Source organism: Klebsiella sp. HMSC16C06 (assembly GCF_001808325.1).
Lineage (GTDB): Bacteria > Pseudomonadota > Gammaproteobacteria > Enterobacterales > Enterobacteriaceae > Klebsiella > Klebsiella variicola.
This window is the reverse complement of sequence record NZ_KV793011.1, coordinates 45,778-64,552: the sequence shown is the minus strand read 5'-3', so window position 1 is coordinate 64,552 and position 18,775 is coordinate 45,778. Positions and strand designations below refer to the sequence as shown.

Annotated in this window: 16 protein-coding genes; 8 read left to right on the top strand and 8 right to left on the bottom strand. The window is 61.4% G+C overall.

Going from position 1 to position 18,775, the window contains the following annotated elements; translation table 11 throughout:
• Nucleotides 1-9: 9 nt before the first annotated feature.
• The 3 genes from HMPREF3142_RS17640 to HMPREF3142_RS17630 all read right to left on the bottom strand — a co-directional run bounded on the left by HMPREF3142_RS17640 (nt 10) and on the right by HMPREF3142_RS17630 (nt 5,155).
• Nucleotides 10-861, bottom strand: a complete 852-nt coding sequence (locus HMPREF3142_RS17640; RefSeq protein WP_012541282.1) for a DUF2207 domain-containing protein — start codon at nt 859-861, stop codon at nt 10-12.
• Nucleotides 862-1,040: 179 nt separating this feature from the next.
• Complete coding sequence (locus HMPREF3142_RS17635) at nt 1,041-3,161, bottom strand: TonB-dependent siderophore receptor (RefSeq protein ID WP_049152833.1); 2,121 nt, start codon at nt 3,159-3,161, stop codon at nt 1,041-1,043.
• A 260-nt stretch (nt 3,162-3,421) separates the two neighbouring features.
• On the bottom strand, nt 3,422-5,155 hold the full coding sequence (locus HMPREF3142_RS17630; RefSeq protein ID WP_023340388.1) for an alpha,alpha-trehalase: 1,734 nt from the start codon (nt 5,153-5,155) through the stop codon (nt 3,422-3,424).
• 197 nt (nt 5,156-5,352) lie between these two features.
• Between HMPREF3142_RS17630 and HMPREF3142_RS17625 the strand changes: the two genes are divergently transcribed.
• The 5 genes from HMPREF3142_RS17625 (at nt 5,353) to HMPREF3142_RS17605 (ending at nt 10,387) form a co-directional block, all read left to right on the top strand.
• Nucleotides 5,353-6,267 (top strand): alpha/beta hydrolase, encoded by a 915-nt coding sequence (locus HMPREF3142_RS17625; protein ID WP_044649605.1) that lies wholly within the window; start codon nt 5,353-5,355, stop codon nt 6,265-6,267.
• Between the two features lie 182 nt (nt 6,268-6,449).
• On the top strand, nt 6,450-7,889 hold the full coding sequence (locus HMPREF3142_RS17620; protein WP_004180417.1) for a circularly permuted type 2 ATP-grasp protein: 1,440 nt from the start codon (nt 6,450-6,452) through the stop codon (nt 7,887-7,889).
• The gene (locus HMPREF3142_RS17615; protein WP_002910835.1) at nt 7,883-8,812 is read left to right on the top strand and encodes an alpha-E domain-containing protein; all 930 of its coding nucleotides are present in this window, start codon (nt 7,883-7,885) and stop codon (nt 8,810-8,812) included. The genes HMPREF3142_RS17620 and HMPREF3142_RS17615 overlap by 7 nt, the downstream gene beginning before the upstream one ends.
• The gene (locus HMPREF3142_RS17610; RefSeq protein WP_008804319.1) at nt 8,809-9,624 is read left to right on the top strand and encodes a transglutaminase family protein; all 816 of its coding nucleotides are present in this window, start codon (nt 8,809-8,811) and stop codon (nt 9,622-9,624) included. Before HMPREF3142_RS17615 ends, HMPREF3142_RS17610 begins: the two co-directional genes overlap by 4 nt.
• 16 nt (nt 9,625-9,640) lie before the next feature.
• Nucleotides 9,641-10,387 (top strand): proteasome-type protease, encoded by a 747-nt coding sequence (locus HMPREF3142_RS17605; RefSeq protein ID WP_064171067.1) that lies wholly within the window; start codon nt 9,641-9,643, stop codon nt 10,385-10,387.
• A 61-nt stretch (nt 10,388-10,448) separates the two neighbouring features.
• On the opposite strand, the gene HMPREF3142_RS17600 is transcribed toward HMPREF3142_RS17605, so the two are convergent.
• Genes HMPREF3142_RS17600 through HMPREF3142_RS17580 form a run of 5 tightly spaced genes read right to left on the bottom strand, consistent with a single transcriptional unit; the run spans nt 10,449 to nt 15,477 of the window.
• Complete coding sequence (locus tag HMPREF3142_RS17600) at nt 10,449-11,534, bottom strand: ABC transporter ATP-binding protein (RefSeq protein ID WP_012541287.1); 1,086 nt, start codon at nt 11,532-11,534, stop codon at nt 10,449-10,451.
• Nucleotides 11,521-12,483 (bottom strand): carbohydrate kinase family protein, encoded by a 963-nt coding sequence (locus tag HMPREF3142_RS17595; RefSeq protein WP_016161366.1) that lies wholly within the window; start codon nt 12,481-12,483, stop codon nt 11,521-11,523. Before HMPREF3142_RS17595 ends, HMPREF3142_RS17600 begins: the two co-directional genes overlap by 14 nt.
• A gap of 2 nt (nt 12,484-12,485) precedes the next feature.
• Nucleotides 12,486-13,325 (bottom strand): carbohydrate ABC transporter permease, encoded by an 840-nt coding sequence (locus tag HMPREF3142_RS17590; RefSeq protein ID WP_064171103.1) that lies wholly within the window; start codon nt 13,323-13,325, stop codon nt 12,486-12,488.
• Complete coding sequence (locus HMPREF3142_RS17585; RefSeq protein WP_064171068.1) at nt 13,315-14,223, bottom strand: carbohydrate ABC transporter permease; 909 nt, start codon at nt 14,221-14,223, stop codon at nt 13,315-13,317. Before HMPREF3142_RS17585 ends, HMPREF3142_RS17590 begins: the two co-directional genes overlap by 11 nt.
• 9 nt (nt 14,224-14,232) lie before the next feature.
• Nucleotides 14,233-15,477 (bottom strand): extracellular solute-binding protein, encoded by a 1,245-nt coding sequence (locus HMPREF3142_RS17580; RefSeq protein WP_008804325.1) that lies wholly within the window; start codon nt 15,475-15,477, stop codon nt 14,233-14,235.
• 214 nt (nt 15,478-15,691) lie between these two features.
• Here HMPREF3142_RS17580 and HMPREF3142_RS17575 point away from each other — a divergent pair, with 214 nt between their 5' ends.
• The 3 genes from HMPREF3142_RS17575 to HMPREF3142_RS17565 all read left to right on the top strand — a co-directional run bounded on the left by HMPREF3142_RS17575 (nt 15,692) and on the right by HMPREF3142_RS17565 (nt 18,754).
• On the top strand, nt 15,692-16,900 hold the full coding sequence (locus tag HMPREF3142_RS17575; protein ID WP_008804326.1) for an ROK family transcriptional regulator: 1,209 nt from the start codon (nt 15,692-15,694) through the stop codon (nt 16,898-16,900).
• A gap of 74 nt (nt 16,901-16,974) precedes the next feature.
• Complete coding sequence (locus tag HMPREF3142_RS17570; RefSeq protein WP_032730714.1) at nt 16,975-17,961, top strand: fatty acid desaturase; 987 nt, start codon at nt 16,975-16,977, stop codon at nt 17,959-17,961.
• Nucleotides 17,954-18,754, top strand: a complete 801-nt coding sequence (locus tag HMPREF3142_RS17565; protein WP_070612259.1) for a phosphate/phosphite/phosphonate ABC transporter substrate-binding protein — start codon at nt 17,954-17,956, stop codon at nt 18,752-18,754. Before HMPREF3142_RS17570 ends, HMPREF3142_RS17565 begins: the two co-directional genes overlap by 8 nt.
• Nucleotides 18,755-18,775 lie beyond the last annotated feature (21 nt).

The following is an 18,775-nucleotide window of genomic DNA, read 5'->3' as shown; positions in this document are numbered from 1 at the left end:
GTCCCCTCGTTAATCCAGGCGCTGCAGACAAAAGGGATACTGAATAAGGTTGATGATTTTTACATATTCAGCAAATCTTTCGGGAAGCAGGGTGGTTGTACCAATCGCCACGCAATAATCGGCGTTTTCATCGGTCAGGGTATCTGCGTCAGCAATAAGCGTCTCTTTCAGGGTATCAATATAGTGGTGAAGAATATTAATAGCGATCCCCTCCCGGTCGAGCCGGGTGGCATTTAAGGTGATGCATAATAGCCACAGCCACCACAGTCCGGAAACCATAAACATCACCAGCCAGCTCAATACGCTGGAGTGAATTATCGCCTGATGATCAAATAGTGTTTTCCAGACGAGCACAGCGATTAACAGCAGGGAGGGGGCGGCAATCACTATCATGTTCCACGTTTGGTGCGTTGGGCTTAGCCGTAGCCCACTGCAGTGGGGATCGGTAGCCCAGTGGTTTTGTTCAGCGACGTGCAGAGAAAGCGGGAGATCCTGGTGACAGGATTTTGGCGTAGCGAAATGGTCAAACAGTATTTTTTCCACGCAGGTCATTTTGCATTCGGCATACTGCTGATTGGCGCAGAGCTGAATATCTTCAGCAGAATGGATGAGGGTGACATAGTTTTTTCTTAACAGCCGGAACATGGCCAGCTGAATGACGCGGGTGGCGCGATGACGTAGCCAGGCTAAAAAAGAGGGGGAGATAGAATAGGGCGCCGGAACGGCGGTGGTATTTTTAGCGGGGCGGGTCTTCACAATAATCATATTCAGCAGAATATATATCACTGTGGTGGATAATACATAATAACCCATAAATGATAACGGGTGTAAATTGGCGATATAGCTAATGACGGGGTTCACTTTTATTCCTTGTGAGCGCTATAACCGGTTTGCGCCAGCATAGTAAGCTTTCTCATCCACGGGGGGCAAGTGAAATAATGGGGTGGCATTTTTAAGTTAATTTCAGCAATAAAAGCGAGACAAAAGTCTTCATGAAAGCCTCCGCCGTCATGGCCGGAGGCTTATATTGCTGCGGTCAGTTAAAAGTCGTAGCCCACGGTGGCCATGACGCTGCGCTCTGCTCCCCAGTAGCAGTTGCCGGTGCCGTAGCAGCCGGAAATATACTCGCGGTCGCCGATATTGTTGGCGTTAACCTGCACATAAGCGCCTTTCAGCGTTGGCGACCAGACACCGAGGTCGGCCCGCATCATGGCATCCATCAGCGTGACCGACGGCAGCCGCGCGGTGTTGGCATCATCCGCCCACTGTTTGCCGATGTAGCGGACGCCAGCGCCCACCGAGATCCCCGCCGGGAACTGATAGCGCGCCCAGAAGGAGGCCATCTGATCCGGGGTCAGCTGCGGCGTGTTGTTATCGGTACCGTCCCTGGTGTCCTGGAAGCGCAGACGATTCCAGGTATACGAGGCGATAGTACTCAGCTGCGGGGTGATCTGGTGGTGTGCTTCCAGCTCAACGCCCTGGGAATGGACCTTACCCGCCGGAATATAGGTGGCGGTGGCGATGTTCGGGTCGCGGGTGGCGACATCCTTTTGCGTCAGGTCGTAAATTGCAATGCTATAGAGGTCGCGGCTGCCCGGCGGCTGGAACTTCAGACCGGCTTCGACCTGCTCGGCGGTGGTCGGTTTCAGCGGTTTGCCGTCCGCGCCCGGCAGCATCGCCGGGGTGATCGCCTGGCTGTAGCTCAGATAAGGCGAAAGGCCATTATCCAGGGCGTACAACAGCGAGGCGCGGCCGCTGATATGGTCGTCTGAACGGCGGTTTGAGGTGCCGAAGGTATCGCTGACCTGCTGGGAAACGATGCGGTCGTAGCGTGCGGAAACATCCACATGCCAGCGGTTCCAGACCATCTCATCCTGCAGATACAGCCCGGTCTGGTAGTAGCGGCGATGATTGTCATCGCTGTAGGTGACGGTATGCCCGGTCTGCGCGGTATAGCCGGTAAACGGGTTTAGCGGCGCCGCACCGCCGGCGCCGGTCCACAGATCGTTGCGGAAGCGATGATATTCGGCGCCGAGGATCAGGGTATGCGCCAGGTCGCCAGTATTGAAATCGGCGCGCAGGCGGTTATCGGTCGACCAGCCGTCCAGCGAACCGCGCGAACCGCTGTAGCCGCGGGTCAGCATGTCGCTGTCATCTATCCAGCCGACCTGGTAGACCTGATCGAGGGAGACGTTGGTGTGGGTGTAGCTCCCGGCTGAATAGACCGACCAGACGTCGGTGAACTGGTGGTCAAACTCATAGCTGTAGATCTGCTGGCGGCGCTGATAGCCATCTCCAGGATCGCCCTCGTTGGTGCTGGGGGAGAGCTTACGACCATTATGCGCGTAGCGGGTGCCATCCAGCGGCAAAGAGCCGTGGTAGCCGCCGGAAGGATCTTTTTGCAGATAGGCGCGCAGCAGCAGCGAGGTGTCGCTGTCCGGCTGCCACAGCAGGGAAGGCGAAATCGCGTAGCGCTCTTCGCGGGTATGGTCATACTGCGTGTCGCTGCTGCGGGTCATCCCGATCAGCCGCCATGCCCACTGCTCGTTGATGGCGTCGGTGTAATCGAAGGCCGCGCCTTTGGTATTTTGCGTACCGCCGGTCAGGCGGACGTGGCCCTGCTGGCTAAACTGCGGGCGTTTGGAGGTCAGGTTGACCACGCCGCCCGGCACGCTCTGCCCGTAGAGCGCGGAGGAGGGGCCGCGGATCACATCGACCCGTTCGATAAACCACGGGTCGATTTGCACAACGTTATGGCTGCCGCCGTCGCTCATCAGGCGCATACCGTCGAGGAACAGGTTATCGACGTCGCCGCCGTGGTAGCCGCGCAGGGAGATAGCGTCGAACCGGGTCGCGCCGCCGCCGAAGCTGGAGTAGACCCCCGGGGTATATTCCAGCGCCTGGCTGATGGTATTCGCCCCCTGGTCCGCCATCTGCTGGCGGGTGACCACCGATACCGACTGGGCGGTGGTGATTAACGGCTGGTCGGTTTTCGTCGCCCCGAGAGAAGTGCTGGCGCTGTAGCCTTCAGTCGGCGCGCTGGCGGACGCCGGTGGGCTGGCAGTGACCACCACGGTCTCTTCAGCTTGCGCGGTGAGGGGAAGGGCGACCACGAGGGCGTACAGCAGCCTCGGGCGTTTTCGGGAAATAGCCACGTTCATAAGATCATCCTGAACCAACGCGGTCTGGTACTCCTGTACGCCGCCGCGGGAAAAACGAATCTGTCATTGTTCGTTAAAAAGTAATGCGAATTATTATTGTTTGTATTTATGTGATCAAGCGAAAGGTGACCGGTTCAGGGCGATGGGGGGAGTGACGTGCTTCACGCGGGCCGCAGAGCGGGGCTGCACGGGGACGTTGTCAGCAGGGAGATAACTCCCCCTGCTGATTTTGGTAGGGGGAGGGACGGGCCGGAAAAGCGTCAGGCGCCGGTTTTTTGCGCTGCCGCCGGTGCGGGGTCGTTGGCGGCTGGCTTGCTCTGCGCGGAAGGGGCCGCCGCCGGGCGCGTGGCGGGCAGGGCATCGCAGGGTTTCTCCTGCGGGCAGATCAGATCCAGCATCTTCAGGGTGACACCGTTGGTCCAGCCAAAGCCATCCTGTAGCGGATATTCGCCACCGCCGCCGCCGGTCCCGGTCGAGCTTACGTCATACTTCTCCACCAGCTTTTGCTTGCTGTCATAGGTATGCTGAACGTTGCTCAGGAAGCGCCAGCTGACCTCCATGGCGATCTTTTGTTGGCCGTAGTTTTGCAGGCCCTCGACCGCCACCCACTGCAGCGGCGCCCAGCCGTTCGGGGCGTCCCACTGCTGGCCGCTGTTGACGGTGGTGGTGGTCAGCCCGCCGGGTTTGAGCAGCCGCGACTCAGCGGCGGCGGCCACTTTCGTCGCCCGCTCGCGTGACGCCGCATTGACGTACAGCGGGAACAGCGCCGCCGCGGTCAGCTGATTGCGCACCTTGCGGGTTTTCAGATCGTAATCGGCGTACCATCCCTCTTTATCATTCCACAGATATTTCTCGATGGCCTGCTGGCGGGCATTAGCCAGCGCATCGTACTGCGTAGCGCCGGCGCTGTCCCCGGATGCCTTGCTGGCGCGGGCGAGGGTTTTCTCCAGATGGAACATCAGGGCATTGAGATCGACCGGGACAATCGAGGTGGTGCGAATGGTGGCGAGCTGCTGCGGATTATCCATCCAGCGGGAGCTGAAATCCCAGCCGGAGGCGGCGGCGGAGCGCAGGTCGCGATAGATCTCGGTTGCCGGACGATTCGGGTTGCTTTTGGCGGTTTTGACGTCGTCAAGCCAGGACTCGGGGCGCGGGGTGTCGTTATCGTCCCAGTAGCGGTTGAGCAGCGCGCCGTCCGCCATCCGCACCGCCCGTTTGTCGGCGCTGCCGGGGGCCAGCGCGTCCGCTCCGGCCATCCAGTAGCGATACTCCTTCTCCAGCTGCGGCTGGTAGGTTTTCAGTACCTGGTCGCCATCGTGCGTCGCCAGCAGGCTCACCATAAAGGAGAAGAAGGGGGGCTGCGAACGGCTGAGGTAATAGGTGCGGTTGCCGTTGGGGATATGGCCCCAGGTGTCAATTTCCGCGGCGAAGTTGGCGACCATATCTTCGACTTTATCCCAGTGACCGCTTTCGGCAAGACCCAGCATGGTGAAATAGCTGTCCCAGTAATAGACTTCGCGAAAGCGTCCTCCGGGGACCACGTAGGGCTTAGGCAGCGGCAGCAGCGAGTCCCATTTTTCCACCTCGACGGTGCTGCGGGTCAGGACCGGCCACAGGCCATCGATATGTTGACGCAGGGTTTGCCCTTTAGGCGGCACATAGGTGTCATTTTCTTTCGGCAGCGTGAAGTTCAGCTCGACGAAGTGGCGCAGGTCAAAGCTGGCCTGGTTTTTCTGCATCCGGTAATCGGCAAGGATCATCAGCGGATCGCTGTTAGGGATCGCGTCGGCGAAGGTTTTTTGATCGGCAAAGAGCTTCGCGCTCTGGACATCATTGAACAACGGGCCCAGCAGAATATCCGGCGAGGGGGGCGGCGCGGTTTTGCCGTCTTCCGCCTGGACATTCAGGCTCATCAGGGCGAGCAGGGCGCCGCCGATCGCCAGGCGCAGGGTACAGGGCAAAGCAGCGGGACGATGTGCATCAGTACTCGTCATGGGGAGTTCTCCTTATCATTATCGACTGCGGGCCACGACGTTTGGCCATCCAGAAACCTTAGACGAATATCTGCCGCTGCGCGTGTCAGGGGTAACATTTTGCGCGAAAACAGAGGATTTACCTGCCAGGTTTTCTGATATAACCACCAGCAAAGCGGTTAGGTTTACAGGCAAGCCAACGCGCCCGGGAGCCAGTCATGAATCGACGTCAATTTCTGCTGTTTAGCGCCGCTGCGCTGTCTGCGGTGCGGGGCGCGGCGGCCACTGCTCCGGCGCTGACGCTGCCGCTGTGGCCGGATCAACCGCCGGGGGGAGGCGGGCCGGGGGGCGAGGCTCGGTTATCCGCCCGCGGCGCGCTGAGCCATATCCCTCGTCCTGTGCTGACGGTCTGGCAACCCGCCCGGGCCACTGGCCACGGAGTGCTGGTGGCGGCCGGCGGCGGATACCAGCGGATCGAGATGGGCAGTGAGGCCTGGCCTGCGGCGCACTGGCTGACGGCGCACGGCTATACCGCCTATGTCCTGAGCTACCGCTTGCCGGGGGAGGGCTGGCAGGCCGGTGCGTTGGCGCCGCTGCAGGATGCGCAGCGGGCCCTGCGGCTGATCCGCGCCCGGGAATCGCAGGTCAGCGTGCTCGGTTTTTCGGCGGGGGGACATCTGCTGGGGATGGCCGCCTGTCGGCCGGCGTTTACCAGCTACCCGCCGGAGGATGCGCTGGACCACCAGCCCGCCACCGCCGACGGCGCCGCGCTGATCTATCCGGTGATCACGCTCCTGCCGCCCTGGAGCCATACGGCGACCCATCGTCTGCTGGTGGGGCCGCAGGCGAGCGAGGCGGCCGACCGCGCCTGGTCGGTACAAACCTGGGTGACAACGGCCACACCGCCCTGTTTTCTGGTACAGGCGCAGGACGATCCGATTTCCGATCCGCACAATACGCTGTTGATGGCTAACGCCTGCCGCCAGCATCAGGTTCCTGTGCAGCTTTTCCGCTATACCCGCGGTGGCCATGGCTTTGGTATGGGGCGCCCGGGAACGCCGACGACCGCCTGGCCCACGGCCTATGCCGCCTGGCTGAAGGCGCTGGCGTCCACGATGGCGCAAAAATCGTAGCGCTGCCTCACGACGGTGCAACCGCAGCCGGGCGCGGGCGGCTGTTCTGGCGATTTTTTGCACAATCAGACGGCGGGTCAGAACAGATTTGCACAACGCCGCGGCGGTAGATGACCTGGCATAATTAATGCTTATCTCTTACCGGGATTACCACAAAGTGAGTACAACCGGAGGGGATAGCCATGATTAAAATTACGCTACCTGACGGGCATTATTATGACGAGATGCTGACCGCGCAGGGTGAACAGCGGCCGCACTATAATGCCTGGTGGCAATGGTTTCGCAACACCGATCAATTCTCTATCCGGCAGAAAAAAGCGCAAGCGGAACTGCTTTTTCACCGTATCGGCATCACCTTTAACGTGTACGGCGAGGATGAGGGAACCGAGCGGCTGATCCCGTTTGATAGCGTTCCGCGGATCATACCCGCCGGGGAGTGGCAGCGCATTGACCGCGGCATTCGCCAGCGGGTGAAAGCGCTCAACGCCTTCCTCTATGACATCTATCATGAGCAGAATATTCTGCGCGCGGGGCTGATCCCGGCCGAGCAGGTGCTGGCCAACGAGCAGTATCAGCCGTGCATGCAGGGCATCAACCTGCCAAACAACACCTATGCCCATATCACCGGCGTCGATATGGTGCGCAATAACGACGGTCAATACTACGTGCTGGAGGATAACCTGCGTACGCCGTCCGGCGTCTCCTACATGCTCGAAAACCGTAAGATGATGATGCGCCTCTATCCGGAGATGTTCGAGCAGCATCACATTGCGCCAGTGGAGCGTTACCCGAGCTACCTCCTGCAGACCCTGCGCGAAAGCTCGCTGGTGGATGACCCTTGCGTCGTGGTGATGACCCCGGGGCGCTTCAACAGCGCCTACTTTGAGCACAGCTTCCTGGCGCAGCAGATGGGGGTCGAGCTGGTGGAGAGCGCCGACCTGTTCATTAAGAACGGCGCGGTGTATATGCGGACCACCGAGGGGCCGCGGCGAGTGGATGTGATTTATCGCCGCATCGACGACGCCTGGCTCGACCCGCTGGCCTTCCGCGCCGATTCCATGCTCGGCGTACCGGGGCTGCTGTCAGTCTATCGCGCCGGCGGCGTGGTGCTGGCCAACGCTATCGGCACCGGCGTCGCCGACGACAAATCAATCTACCCGTACGTTCCGGAGATGATCCGCTTTTACCTCGGTGAACAGCCGATCCTCAGCAATATCCCCACCTGGCAGTGCCGGAAAGCAGAGGACCTGCGCTATGTGCTGAGTAACCTTGAGCTGATGGTGGTCAAGGAGGTCCATGGCGCCGGGGGCTACGGCATGCTGGTTGGCCCGCGTTCGACTAAAGAGGAGCGAGAGGCCTTCCGCCAGCGCCTGCTGGCCAATCCGGCCAACTATATCGCCCAGGACACCCTCGCGCTGTCGACCTGCCCCACCTTCGTTGATGAAGGTCTGTCGCCGCGACATATCGATTTAAGGCCCTACGTGCTGTCCGGGCAGGAGATGCGGCTGGTGCCCGGCGGCCTGACCCGCGTGGCGCTGACCGAAGGGTCGCTGGTGGTCAATTCGTCGCAGGGCGGCGGAACCAAGGATACCTGGGTGATGGAGGATGACGCATCATGCTAAGTCGTACGGCGAGTGAATTGTTCTGGATGGCCCGCTATCTCGAGCGGGCGGAAAGCTACGCCCGAGTACTGGACGTGACCTGGAAATTATCGATGATCCCCCGGCACAGCCAGCAGTCGCGGGATCTGGCGCTGCCGCTGAATTTGTCGATGACCCACGAGCTGTTTCAGGCGCGCCATGCCCGCTTTACCATGAGCAACCTGCTCAACTTTTTTGCCCTCGATGGCAACAACCCCTGCAGTATTTACAGCTGCGTGGAGATGGCGTGGAACAATGCGCACGCGGTGCGCGGCAGTCTGTCGGCCGAGGTGTGGGAGAGCATCAACGCCACCCGCATCGAGCTGCGAACCCTGCGCCAGCAGGGGCTGGGCGAACTCGGCAGCGACGGCTTTTTCGAGTGGGTGAAAGAGCGGGTGCATCTGTTTCGCGGGGCGGTGATTGGCACGCTGCTGCGCAACGACGCGCTGAGCTTTATCGGCATCGGCACGCTGATAGAGCGCGCCTTCGCCACCACCCAGCTGCTGCTGATTAAGGATCAACAACTGACCAACGACCCGGATCCGGTGCGGGAATACTATCGACTGGATACCTTGCTCAATGCGGTCAGCGCCCGCGAAGCCTACAACAGCCTCTATCGCCAGCCAGTCAGTCGCGAAACGGTGATGGAGCTGCTGATCCTGCGTAACGATATTCCGCGTTCGCTGCGCGCCAGCATTGCCGATCTGGTCGGCGAGCTGGAGAAGATCGCCAACGATCGCTCCTATCAACCGCTGCGCCTGGCCCATCAGCTCAACGTTGACCTGCGCTTCAGCACCCGCGACGACCTGGCGCAGGCGGACCTGCAGACCACCCTTAACGGCCTGCTGGCGAGAATTAACGCGCTGTCCGACAGCATCAGACAAACCTATCTGGAGGCCTTATGAAACTGGTCATCGATCATCTCACCCGCTATGGCTACGATGAAGAAGTGAAGTTTTCCACCCAGTATCTGCGCCTGACGCCGCGCAGTACCGGCCGGCAGACCATCACCGCCTGGACGCTGACCCTGCCGGACGGGGCGGCGGTGACCACTACCGACGGCTGGGGCAATGTGCTGCATGTGCTGACGCTGGATAACCCGCACAAGGAAATCACTATCCGCGCCAGCGGGATTGTCGATATCGCCGACGAAGGGGAAGAGACGCGTGATGAAGAGGCCGAGCTGCTGTCGCCGCTGGTTTTTCTGCGCTGTACGCCGTTAACCCGCGCCGATACGGCGATCCGTGAGTTTGCCCAGCGCCTCTATCGTCCCGATGCGGCGGAAGAAAGTCTGAATCAACTGATGGCGGATCTGCTGTTAAGAATGCCATACTCCCCCGGCGCGACCCAGGTGCAGGACTCCGCCGCCGACGCCTTCGCCCGCGCGAAGGGGGTGTGCCAGGATCATACCCATGTTTTTCTGGCCTGCTGCCGCGCGCTGGAGATCCCGGCGCGCTACGTCAGCGGCTATGTTTACAGCGATAACGCTCAGCATGTGGCGATGCACGCCTGGGCGGAAGTCTGGCTCGACGGCCGCTGGCTGTCGTTTGATATCACCAATAATACCCGTCGCCTGAATCAGCATTTGCGGCTGGCGACCGGGCTGGATTATCTCGACGCCTGCCCGGTACGGGGCACCCGGCTGGGCGGCGGCGGGGAGATTATGTTAACCAACGCTGAAGTGCGCGAACACAGCCAGCAGGCGCAGCAGCAATAATACGGGAAAAACCGCAATGACCTACTGTGTGGCCATGTGCCTGGCGGATGGACTGGTGTTTGCTTCCGACTCCCGCACCAACGCGGGCGTCGACCATATTGCCACTTTTAAAAAGCTGCACGTTTTCCATCAGGAGGGGGAACGGGTACTGGTGCTGCAATCCGCTGGCAACCTGGCCACCACCCAGAGCGTGATAAGCCTGCTCAGCGCGCGCATCCGTACCCAGCAGGAGCCGAATCTGATGCAGGTCACCTCCCTCTACGACGCCGCGATGCTGATCGGTAAAACGCTGCTGGAGGTGATCCAGCGCGACAGCAGCAACCAGCAGAACTGCAGTAACACCAACTTCAACTGCAACCTGCTGCTTGGCGGCCAGATCGCCGGCGAAACCCATCGTCTGTTCCATATTTATCCGGAGGGCAACTTTATTGAAGCCACCCGCGACACACCTTATTTCCAGATCGGCGAAAGCAAGTACGGCAAGCCGATCATCGATCGGGTGCTGACCATCGATGCGCCGCTGGAGCAGGCGATGTGCTGCGCGTTGATCTCCATTGACTCGACGCTGCGCAGTAATCTGTCTGTCGGCCTGCCGCTGGATACGCTGCTCTACCGCAGCGGCAGCCTGAGCAGTGCCGGGCAGCATCGCATCACCGACAGCGATCCTTACTTCAACCGCATCCGCAAGGCGTGGTCCGAAGGGCTGTTGCACACCTTCCAGACTCTGCCGACCTGGACCCCAGCGGAGCGGGAAGAGGAGTAGCCCTGGAACACGAGCTCGCCCGGAGCCCGGCCACACGGATGATGACCGGCTCCCTTCGCCCTTAGCGCGTCTCCGCCAGCCGCTCGCCGCTGGCGGCATCAAACAGATGCAGGTTTTCGCGGCGGAGAGTCAGCCCCAGCGTCTGCTGCGCCGCGACCGCCACCCTGCCGGCAACCTGCACATGCACCGGAAAACCCTGCCAGTCGAGATGCAGCAGGGTGGATTCCCCCGTCACCTCCATGATGTTTACCGTTGCCGGCGCGCCATGCGCATCCGGCAGAATATCCTGCGGGCGCAGACCGACAATCAGCGGGGCATCGCCCTGCTGCGCCACGGCCTGATGCCAGCGTTCGGCCAGCGGAAACCACAGCGCGCCGCAGGCGACGCCGGGCTGACCGTCGCGCACGGCGCGCTGACCGGGCAGGAGATTCATCGGCGGGGAGCCGATAAAGCGGGCGACGAAGGTATTGCAGGGCTGGTCGTAAATGGCCAGCGGCGCCCCCTGCTGGACGATCTGCCCGTCGCGCATCACCACAATCTGATCGGCCAGAGTCATCGCCTCCACCTGGTCATGGGTGACATAGATCATGGTGGTATTGATGCGCTGGTGAAGGGATTTGATCTCCGCGCGCAGCTCCATCCGCAGCTGGGCGTCAAGGTTCGACAGCGGCTCATCGAACAGGAAAACCTGGGGGTTTCTGACCATGGCCCGGCCCATCGCCACCCGCTGGCGCTGGCCGCCGGAGAGCGCTCGCGGATAGCGAGCCAGCAGTTTATCAATCCCCAGCAGGCTGGCGACCTGCTGCACTTTGCTTTTCTGTAACTGCTTATCCACCTTTTTGACCTGCATATGAAAGGCGAGATTTTCCGCCACCGTCAGATGGGGGTAGAGCGCGTAGCTCTGAAAGACCATCGCCACATCGCGGTCGGCCGGATCCAGATCGTTGACCGGCCGCTTGTTCATCAGAATGGTGCCGCCGGAAAGCGTTTCGAGACCGGCCAGCAGGCGCAGCAGGGTCGACTTGCCGCAGCCGGAAGGGCCCACCAGTACGGTAAAGCTGCCGTCGGGGATGGTGAGGTCCAGCGGCTGGAGCACCGTCTGTTTGCCGTAGCACTTGGCGACATCGATCAGTTCAACACTGGCCATCGGTGGCCTCCTCAAGGTGATGTTGCAGGGTATGCCAGTCGGGATAGCGGCGCGGGGAGGTGCCGATCGCCTGCGCGGCGACGGTATTTCCCCAGCGCAGCGCGGCTGCCGCAGGTTTACCGCTCAGCAGCGCGGCAAGGAATCCTGCGTTAAAGCTGTCGCCAGCGCCGATGGTATCGATCACGGTGACTGGCCGGGTCGGCGCATGGTGATGGCCGTCGGTCGTCCAGCAGTCCGCGCCGTCGGCGCCGCGCTTTACCACGCACCCGCCGCGGCCGCTGAGCCGTGCCGCCAGGGCTGCGGCGGCTTCGGCGAGGGTCGGGTGGCCGGCCAGCTGCAGGGTTTCAACGTCGTTGAGCAACAGCCAGTCGCAGTCGCCCAGCCAGCGGTCGACCTCATGACGCAGCGGGTCGCTCCAGCCCTGAGGCGGCCAGCCGGTATCGACGGCAAGGGTAAAACCGCGCTGGCGGAGCGTGGCGAGCAGCTGCGGATAGTCGGACAGCAGCCCGGTACAGAGAAAGGAACCGCAGAGCAACACGATATCGCCCTCGCCAGCGGCGGCCGGCAGCTGGCTCAACACATCCCCGGCGGTCAGGCGGGTAATATGTCCGTGGTTGCTGAGGAAGGAGCGCTCTTTGTTGGGATGGGTGATCGCCACCGTCAGCGAAGTTTCACAGGGATACTGCGGCCAGCGTGCGCTGCCGCCGGGAAACTGTGCCGCCAGCCACGGAGTAAACGCGTCGTCGCCCTGACAGCCGACCGTGCAGTGCGGAAGCTGCATGGCGGCGGCGGCCAGCGCGCAGTTGCCGGCAGAGCCGCCGGGCCGCAGCGCGCTGTGCTCGAGCATCATCTCAGTCCCCTGAGCAGGCCAGTGGGTCAGGGTTCCCATCACTAAGTCAATATTGTAATTGCCCACGATATAGAGCACAGGTGTCCTGGTGTTATCCATAGTTATCCTTTACTTCCCCCGTTAGTGAGGCCGCTGACCAGCGTTTTTTGCAGCCAGATAGCAATCAACAGCGGAGGGACTGAGGCCTGTATGCCCACCGCCGCCACCAGCCCGTCATCGGTGGCGCGGCCGGCGGTGAAGCCGGCGATGGTCACCGGCAGCGTTTGGGCGGCGAGGTTGCTGGTGAACAGTAGCGCATAGAAAAACTCGTCCCACGCCAGCAGCCAGCCGAACAGCGCGGCGGCGCCAAGCATCGGTTTCGCCAGCGGCAGAGTGATACGCAGCAGGACCTGCCAGATGCGCAGACCGTCAAGCCGGGCCGCCTGTTCGATATCCTGCGGCAGGGTATCGAACTGGTTTTTGACCATCCACGTCAGAAACGGCACGATCAGCGAGCAGTAGACCAGCACCAGCCCGCTGCGGGTGTTGAGCAGGCCAAAGTGTTCAAGAATAAAATAGAGCGGCAGCACAAAGGCCACGGGCGGCACCATATAGATGCCGAGGCCGGCGTACAGCCAGCCGTCGCGGCCGGGATAACGCGAAAAGCTGAAGGCGGCGGGGATCGCCAGCAACAACGACACCAGCGTCGCCCCGGCGGCCACCAGCAGGCTGTTGCCCAGCGCGGGAAGAAACAGCGCCCCGGGTTCGCCAGGGGCCAGCGACAGCAGATGGCCATAGCGGCTGAAGTCCCACTGCCGCGGGAGCCACTCCAGCGGGACGCGGGTGAGGTCCGCGGTGGTGCTGACGCTCATCAAAAACAGCCACAGCATCGGGGCGAGGATCGAGATCGCCACCGCCAGCGCCGCCAGGTAACGCAGTACGATGTACCCTTTACGCTTCATCATCAACACTCCGGCGCCGCTGACGCAGCAGCAAAAACAGATACAGGGCTATCAGCACGGCGCACATCAGGCTCATCAGCATGGCGTAGGCCGCGCCGCTGCCGGCGCGCAGGTAGCTGAAGGACTCCTGATAGACAAAAAAGCTCAACGTTTTGGTACTGTCGAGCGGGCCGCCGCGGGTCATAACATAGATAATGTCGAACACTTTGAAGGCATCGATGGTGCGTAGCACCAGCGCGACGCCAAGGGGACCCACAATGGCCGGAAAGGTAATGGCGCGAAAACGCCGCCAGGCCGAGGCGCCGTCGAGCCGCGCCGCCTCGTACAGATCGTCGGGAACAGACTGCAGGGCGGCCAGCACCAGCAGGGTGACCAGCGGGTAGTTTTTCCAGATATCCGCCAGCATCACCGCGTGCAGCGCGGAATCCGGCGAGCCCAGCCAGCTGCGATAGCTGTCAATCAGCCCCAGCTGGCTGAGCAGAGCATTAACGCTGCCGTAGTCGGGATTAAAGTTAAGCCGCCACATCATGGCGTTGACGATAGTTGGCAACGCCCACGGCAGGATCACCAGCACCCGCAGGACATTTCGCCCGACAAAACGCTGATTCAACAACAGCGCCACCAGTACGCCGATCGCCCCCTCAATCGCCACCGAGACCACGGTGAAATAGAGCGTTCGCGCGAAGGCCGCACGAAAGTCCGGGTCGGTCAGGGCATAAAGATAATTATCCAGCCAGACGTAGTGGGTCGCCTCGCCGCTTCCCGCCAGCGTGGTATCGGTAAAACTCAGCCACAGCGTGCGCGCCAGCGGCCATGCGGTGAGGATAAACATCGCGATAAGCATGGGCGCTAACAGCACCCATGCCTGACGATGCTCGCGTCGTTGCAGACTCAGCATCATGCCTCCTTAACGCAGACGGGCCGCGCTGGTGTCGACCGCCTTGAGGGCGACGTCGGGCGTGGCTTTACCCTGCAGTACCGACTGAAGCTGCTGTTGCAGGGTGTTTGACAGGCGCGAGTAATCTGCCGTTTCGGGACGAGAGAGCATCACGTTCAACGACTTGTCGGCGGCGGCGATCAGGCTCTCCTGGCCTTTGGCAACGGCAGGATCCTGGTACGAGGCTTTCCACACCGGCAAGCTCAGTTTGGCATACTTGTCCTGTACCGGCTGGGAGGTCAGATAGTGAATATACTGCCAGGCCTCTTCCGGATGCTGACTGGCTTTGGCGATGCCCAGCCCCATAGAACCGTTGACGGCGCCGGGTTTATCCGGGGTATCGCCTGGGGCGGGGACAATGCCAACATCACCTGCGACTTTACTCTGTTTCGGATCGTTGGCCATGTTGTACATATAGGTCCAGTTGAGCGCAAAGGCGGCGTCGCCATTGGAGAAAGCCTTACGCACATCCTCCTCAAGATATTCACGTGATGCCGGGTTGCTCAGCCCCTGATCGAGCGAGGTTTTCATCAGCGTGACCGCTTTCAGCGAGGCGGGCGTCGAAAAATCGAGCTTGCCGTTCTGGTAGAAGCTCCCGCCGAAGCCGGAGACGAGGGTGGTGTAATCGCAGACCAGCGCTTCCGCTTGCGACCAGCTCCAGACCAGAGGATATTTAACAATCCCTTTGTCCTTAAGCACTTTGGCGTCGTCCATTACCTGCTGCCAGCTGGCAGGCGGCGTTTTGATCCCCGCTTTGTCCAGCATGGCTTTGTTGTAGTACAGATATTTGGTGTCGAGGATCCACGGCATGCCGAGGGTTTTGCCTTGATACACCACGGTATTCATCGCCCCGGGGAAAATCTTTTCGCGCTCGTCGGCGGCAATCCGTGAGGAGACATCCTGCAGCAGATCGAAGCGGCTAAACTCCGCCGGCCAGATCGCGTCGAACAGCACCACGTCGTAGCCGTTACCCCCTGCGCCGCGGGCGGCGACGATCTTGTCGTGCAGCGCTTCATAGGGGACGAATTCGAGATTGACCTTCACGTCAGGGTGTTGCTTTTCGAAGTCACTGGTCATCGCGCGAATATCGTTTTCGCTATAGGCCGCCTGGGTCATGAACAGGGCATTAATCTGGGTCGCTGCGCTGACGCTCCCGCTGATAACGAGCATCGCCAGCAGACAGGCGTTGACCCGTAGTGCGCTGTGGTATTTCATCTTTGCTCTCCGCTGTGCTGTACTGAAAGGGGTTATGATTTATTAAATCAATTTGATTGATTTAATCAGGGCGACAATATCGGCAACATCTCCCGAGTGGTCCCAGCACTAAGCGTAGCAAAGGGTATGCCATCGCGAAGACCCGCCTGCGCGGGTCGTTGTCAGATCTGTGATGCCGGCTAAAATTTCACCAGTCCAGCCAGGAAGGGAAACGATGAAAACATCAGGTACAAACCTTGAACATGCCCGGGTGCATAACCGCCGGGTGATCATTGAGGCGGTGCGTTTACATGGCGAGCTGACCCGCGCCGAGCTGGCGCGGCTGACCGCGCTGACCCCGCAGACCGTGTCGAATATTGTGGCGGAGCTGGAGCAGATGGATCTCCTGACCAGCCACCAACCGCGGCGCGCCAGCGGCCGTGGACAGCCAGCGGTGCCGGTGAGCCTCAATCCCGCCAGCGCCTGGTCAATTGGCATCCATCTTGATCATCAGACGCTGATTGTGGTGCTGGTGGATCTGGCCGGCGAGGTCCATTTTCGCCGACTCATTCTGGTGCAAAAGCCCCAGCCTGGTGCGACCTTTGCCCGCCTCGCTGAGGTGCTGAATGAGATCCGTGCGCTGCCGACGCTGGACTGGTCGCGGGTGCTGGGGATGGGGGTCGTGATGCCGGGACCCTTTGGCGTGGAAGGGATCTCGTCGACGGGGCCCACGACGCTCAACGGCTGGGAAGGGGTCGATGTAGCGGCGGAGCTCGGGCGACTCAGCGGCCTGCCGGTGACTCTCGAAAACGACGCCACGGTGGCCGCCATTGGCGAACGCTTTCACGGCGTGGCGCGGCAGCTCAACTCTTTTGTCTATCTCTATATTGGCACCGGTCTGGGCGCCGGTATTTTTACCGATGGTCATGTGTATACCGGCCATGCCCATAACGCCGGTGAGGTCGGGCATATTGTGGTCGCGCCGAACGGTCGCCCTTGCTATTGCGGGAATGAGGGATGCCTTGAGCGCTATGTTTCGCTGCAGGCGGCCTATGAGTTTTGCGGCCTCGACCCCTATCGCGCGCTGCCGGAAGATCTGCTGTCGGTGGACGCTGCGCTTTTCGACCAGTGGATCACCAGCATCCTGGCGCCGTTGCGTCAGGCGATCAATTTGCTGGAGTGCGTCTTCGATGCCGAGACGGTGGTGGTGGGCGGTATGATGCCCGCCCCCTTGCTGGAGAAAGTGCTGGCGCGGCTGCCGCCGCTGTATCAGTCTGTGCGCGGGCGTTACCTGCCGGCGCAGCGTGTCAAAATGGGGATGACCGGCACCGATACCGCCGCGCTGGGCGCCGCTGCGCTGCCCATCTTTGATGAATTTAATCCGCAGTTTCAGGTGTTGATGAAAGCGGTGAATACAAACGCGCTTTTTGGCAAAGCTAAGTAAATTAAATACTTTGTTATTTAACGTGTTATCTCACATCTTCGGAGGGAATGAGGCAACACGGCAAGGTATCGGAAGTGACGGAAAAGAAGACGGCTGTCTATGTGGATGATCAACAGCGCATCCTGATCCGCCAGCTGGCGCGCAGCTGGCTGTGGCGCAGCGAGCTGCCGACATGGCTGCTGATAGTGACGGTTTACGGCGGCTGGTTTGCCTGCGTGGCGGGCTGGCAGACGCTGGGTTTGATGCCGGCCACGCTGCTGCTGATCTGGTTTACCACCTGGTATATGTCCTTACAGCACGAGCTTATCCATGGGCATCCCACCCGGCTGGCATGGTTTAACCAGCTGTTGGGGACGCTGCCGCTGGCGGTCTGGTATCCCTATGGCATCTACCGCGACAGCCACCTGGCGCACCATCGCAACCATCTGCTGACGCACCCCGAGGACGACCCCGAATCGTACTATGTGACGGCGGAAAGCTGGCAGCGCTTCTCTGCCTGGCAGCGCCGCCTTATCCACCTGCGCAACACCTTCTGGGGGCGTCTGCTGCTGGCGCCGCTAATGGATATTATTCACACCCTGAACAGCGCGCTGCGGGCTTTCCGCGAGGGCGACCGCCGCGCTATCGCCATGTGGAGTCTGCATCTGTTGCTGCTGACGGGCCTGCTGACCTGGATGGCGGCGCAGGGTTTTTCCCCACTGTGGTTTGTGCTGGCGGTGAGCTACCCGGCGCTGGCCCTGACCAAAGTGCGCTCTTTTCTCGAACACCGCGCCGCGGATGACCCGCTGGCCCGCTCGGTGATCAACGAGGCCGGGCTCCCCTGGCGGGTGCTGTTCCTCAATCTCAACTACCATGCGGTGCATCATGACCTGCCAGGGGTCCCCTGGTACGCTTTACGTCAGCTGTATCTGCATCGCCAGACGGCTTATCTGCAGCGTAATCAGGGGTTCCTGGTGCGTGGGTACGGCGAGTGGCGACGCCATTTTGGCCGCCGGGCGGTGGCGGTGAACGCCCATCCGGGCTTTGGCGAGCAGGCGCAAGCGGGAGGAGAACATGGCTGAACGCATGACCTTTCCGATGTATGCCATCCACCGTCAACAGACCCAGGCCCTGTGGCAGGCGGTGCAGTCGCTGCTGGCCGAACGCGGCGTGACCGTGACGGGAGATCCTCCGGCGGCTGACCCCGAGGATCTGCTGGACCACTGGCGCCAGCCGACGCTGTTGCTGAGCCAGACCTGCGGCTACCCGCTGGTGACCCAGCTGCCGGAGGTGCAGACGGTGGGCTGTTTCCACTACGCCGCGCCCGGTTGTGAAGGGCGCCGCTACCGCAGCCTGTTGGTGGCCCGCGAAGCGGATAGTCATCGGATGCTGGGGGACTTTTTTGGCCGTCGGGCCGCGTGCAATGCCGAGCACTCGCAGTCCGGCTACAACGTGCTGCGTAAAATGGTCGCGCCGCTCTCCCGGGAGGGGCGATTTTTTTCGGAGGTGGTGTTCAGCGGCAGCCATCGGCAGTCGCTGCGCGAGCTGCAGCAGGAAAACGCCGATATCGCCGCCATCGACTGCGTGACCTACGCGCTGCTGCAGCTCCATCAGCCGCAGGCCCTGGCAGGCCTGGTGGCGATCGGCTGGAGCCCGGCCGCGCCAGGGCTGCCGCTGATCACCGCCGGCGCCACTCCGGCGGCGACGCTGAATAGCCTGCGCGAGGCGCTCCAGCAGTTAGTGAGCGATGCGCGCTATCGTCCCCTGTGCGATGCCTTGCTGATCTGCGGCTATAGCGATATGCCGCGGGAGGCCTATGCGCCGCTGCTGGCGTGGCGGGATGAGGCCGCGGCGCTGGGAGTCAGCCAGCTATAGGTAAAATGCCCCGGCCAGCGG

Bases quoted from the DNA above. Each gene is read 5' to 3' on its own strand.
- HMPREF3142_RS17635 (WP_049152833.1), bottom strand. From the start codon at position 3,161: ATGAACGTGGCTATTTCCCGAAAACGCCCGAGGCTGCTGTACGCCCTC.
- HMPREF3142_RS17630 (WP_023340388.1), bottom strand. From the start codon at position 5,155: ATGACGAGTACTGATGCACATCGTCCCGCTGCTTTGCCCTGTACCCTG.
- HMPREF3142_RS17625 (WP_044649605.1), top strand. From the start codon at position 5,353: ATGAATCGACGTCAATTTCTGCTGTTTAGCGCCGCTGCGCTGTCTGCG.
- HMPREF3142_RS17620 (WP_004180417.1), top strand. From the start codon at position 6,450: ATGATTAAAATTACGCTACCTGACGGGCATTATTATGACGAGATGCTG.
- HMPREF3142_RS17615 (WP_002910835.1), top strand. From the start codon at position 7,883: ATGCTAAGTCGTACGGCGAGTGAATTGTTCTGGATGGCCCGCTATCTC.
- HMPREF3142_RS17610 (WP_008804319.1), top strand. From the start codon at position 8,809: ATGAAACTGGTCATCGATCATCTCACCCGCTATGGCTACGATGAAGAA.
- HMPREF3142_RS17605 (WP_064171067.1), top strand. From the start codon at position 9,641: ATGACCTACTGTGTGGCCATGTGCCTGGCGGATGGACTGGTGTTTGCT.
- HMPREF3142_RS17600 (WP_012541287.1), bottom strand. From the start codon at position 11,534: ATGGCCAGTGTTGAACTGATCGATGTCGCCAAGTGCTACGGCAAACAG.
- HMPREF3142_RS17595 (WP_016161366.1), bottom strand. From the start codon at position 12,483: ATGGATAACACCAGGACACCTGTGCTCTATATCGTGGGCAATTACAAT.
- HMPREF3142_RS17590 (WP_064171103.1), bottom strand. From the start codon at position 13,325: ATGAAGCGTAAAGGGTACATCGTACTGCGTTACCTGGCGGCGCTGGCG.
- HMPREF3142_RS17585 (WP_064171068.1), bottom strand. From the start codon at position 14,223: ATGCTGAGTCTGCAACGACGCGAGCATCGTCAGGCATGGGTGCTGTTA.
- HMPREF3142_RS17580 (WP_008804325.1), bottom strand. From the start codon at position 15,477: ATGAAATACCACAGCGCACTACGGGTCAACGCCTGTCTGCTGGCGATG.
- HMPREF3142_RS17575 (WP_008804326.1), top strand. From the start codon at position 15,692: ATGAAAACATCAGGTACAAACCTTGAACATGCCCGGGTGCATAACCGC.
- HMPREF3142_RS17565 (WP_070612259.1), top strand. From the start codon at position 17,954: ATGGCTGAACGCATGACCTTTCCGATGTATGCCATCCACCGTCAACAG.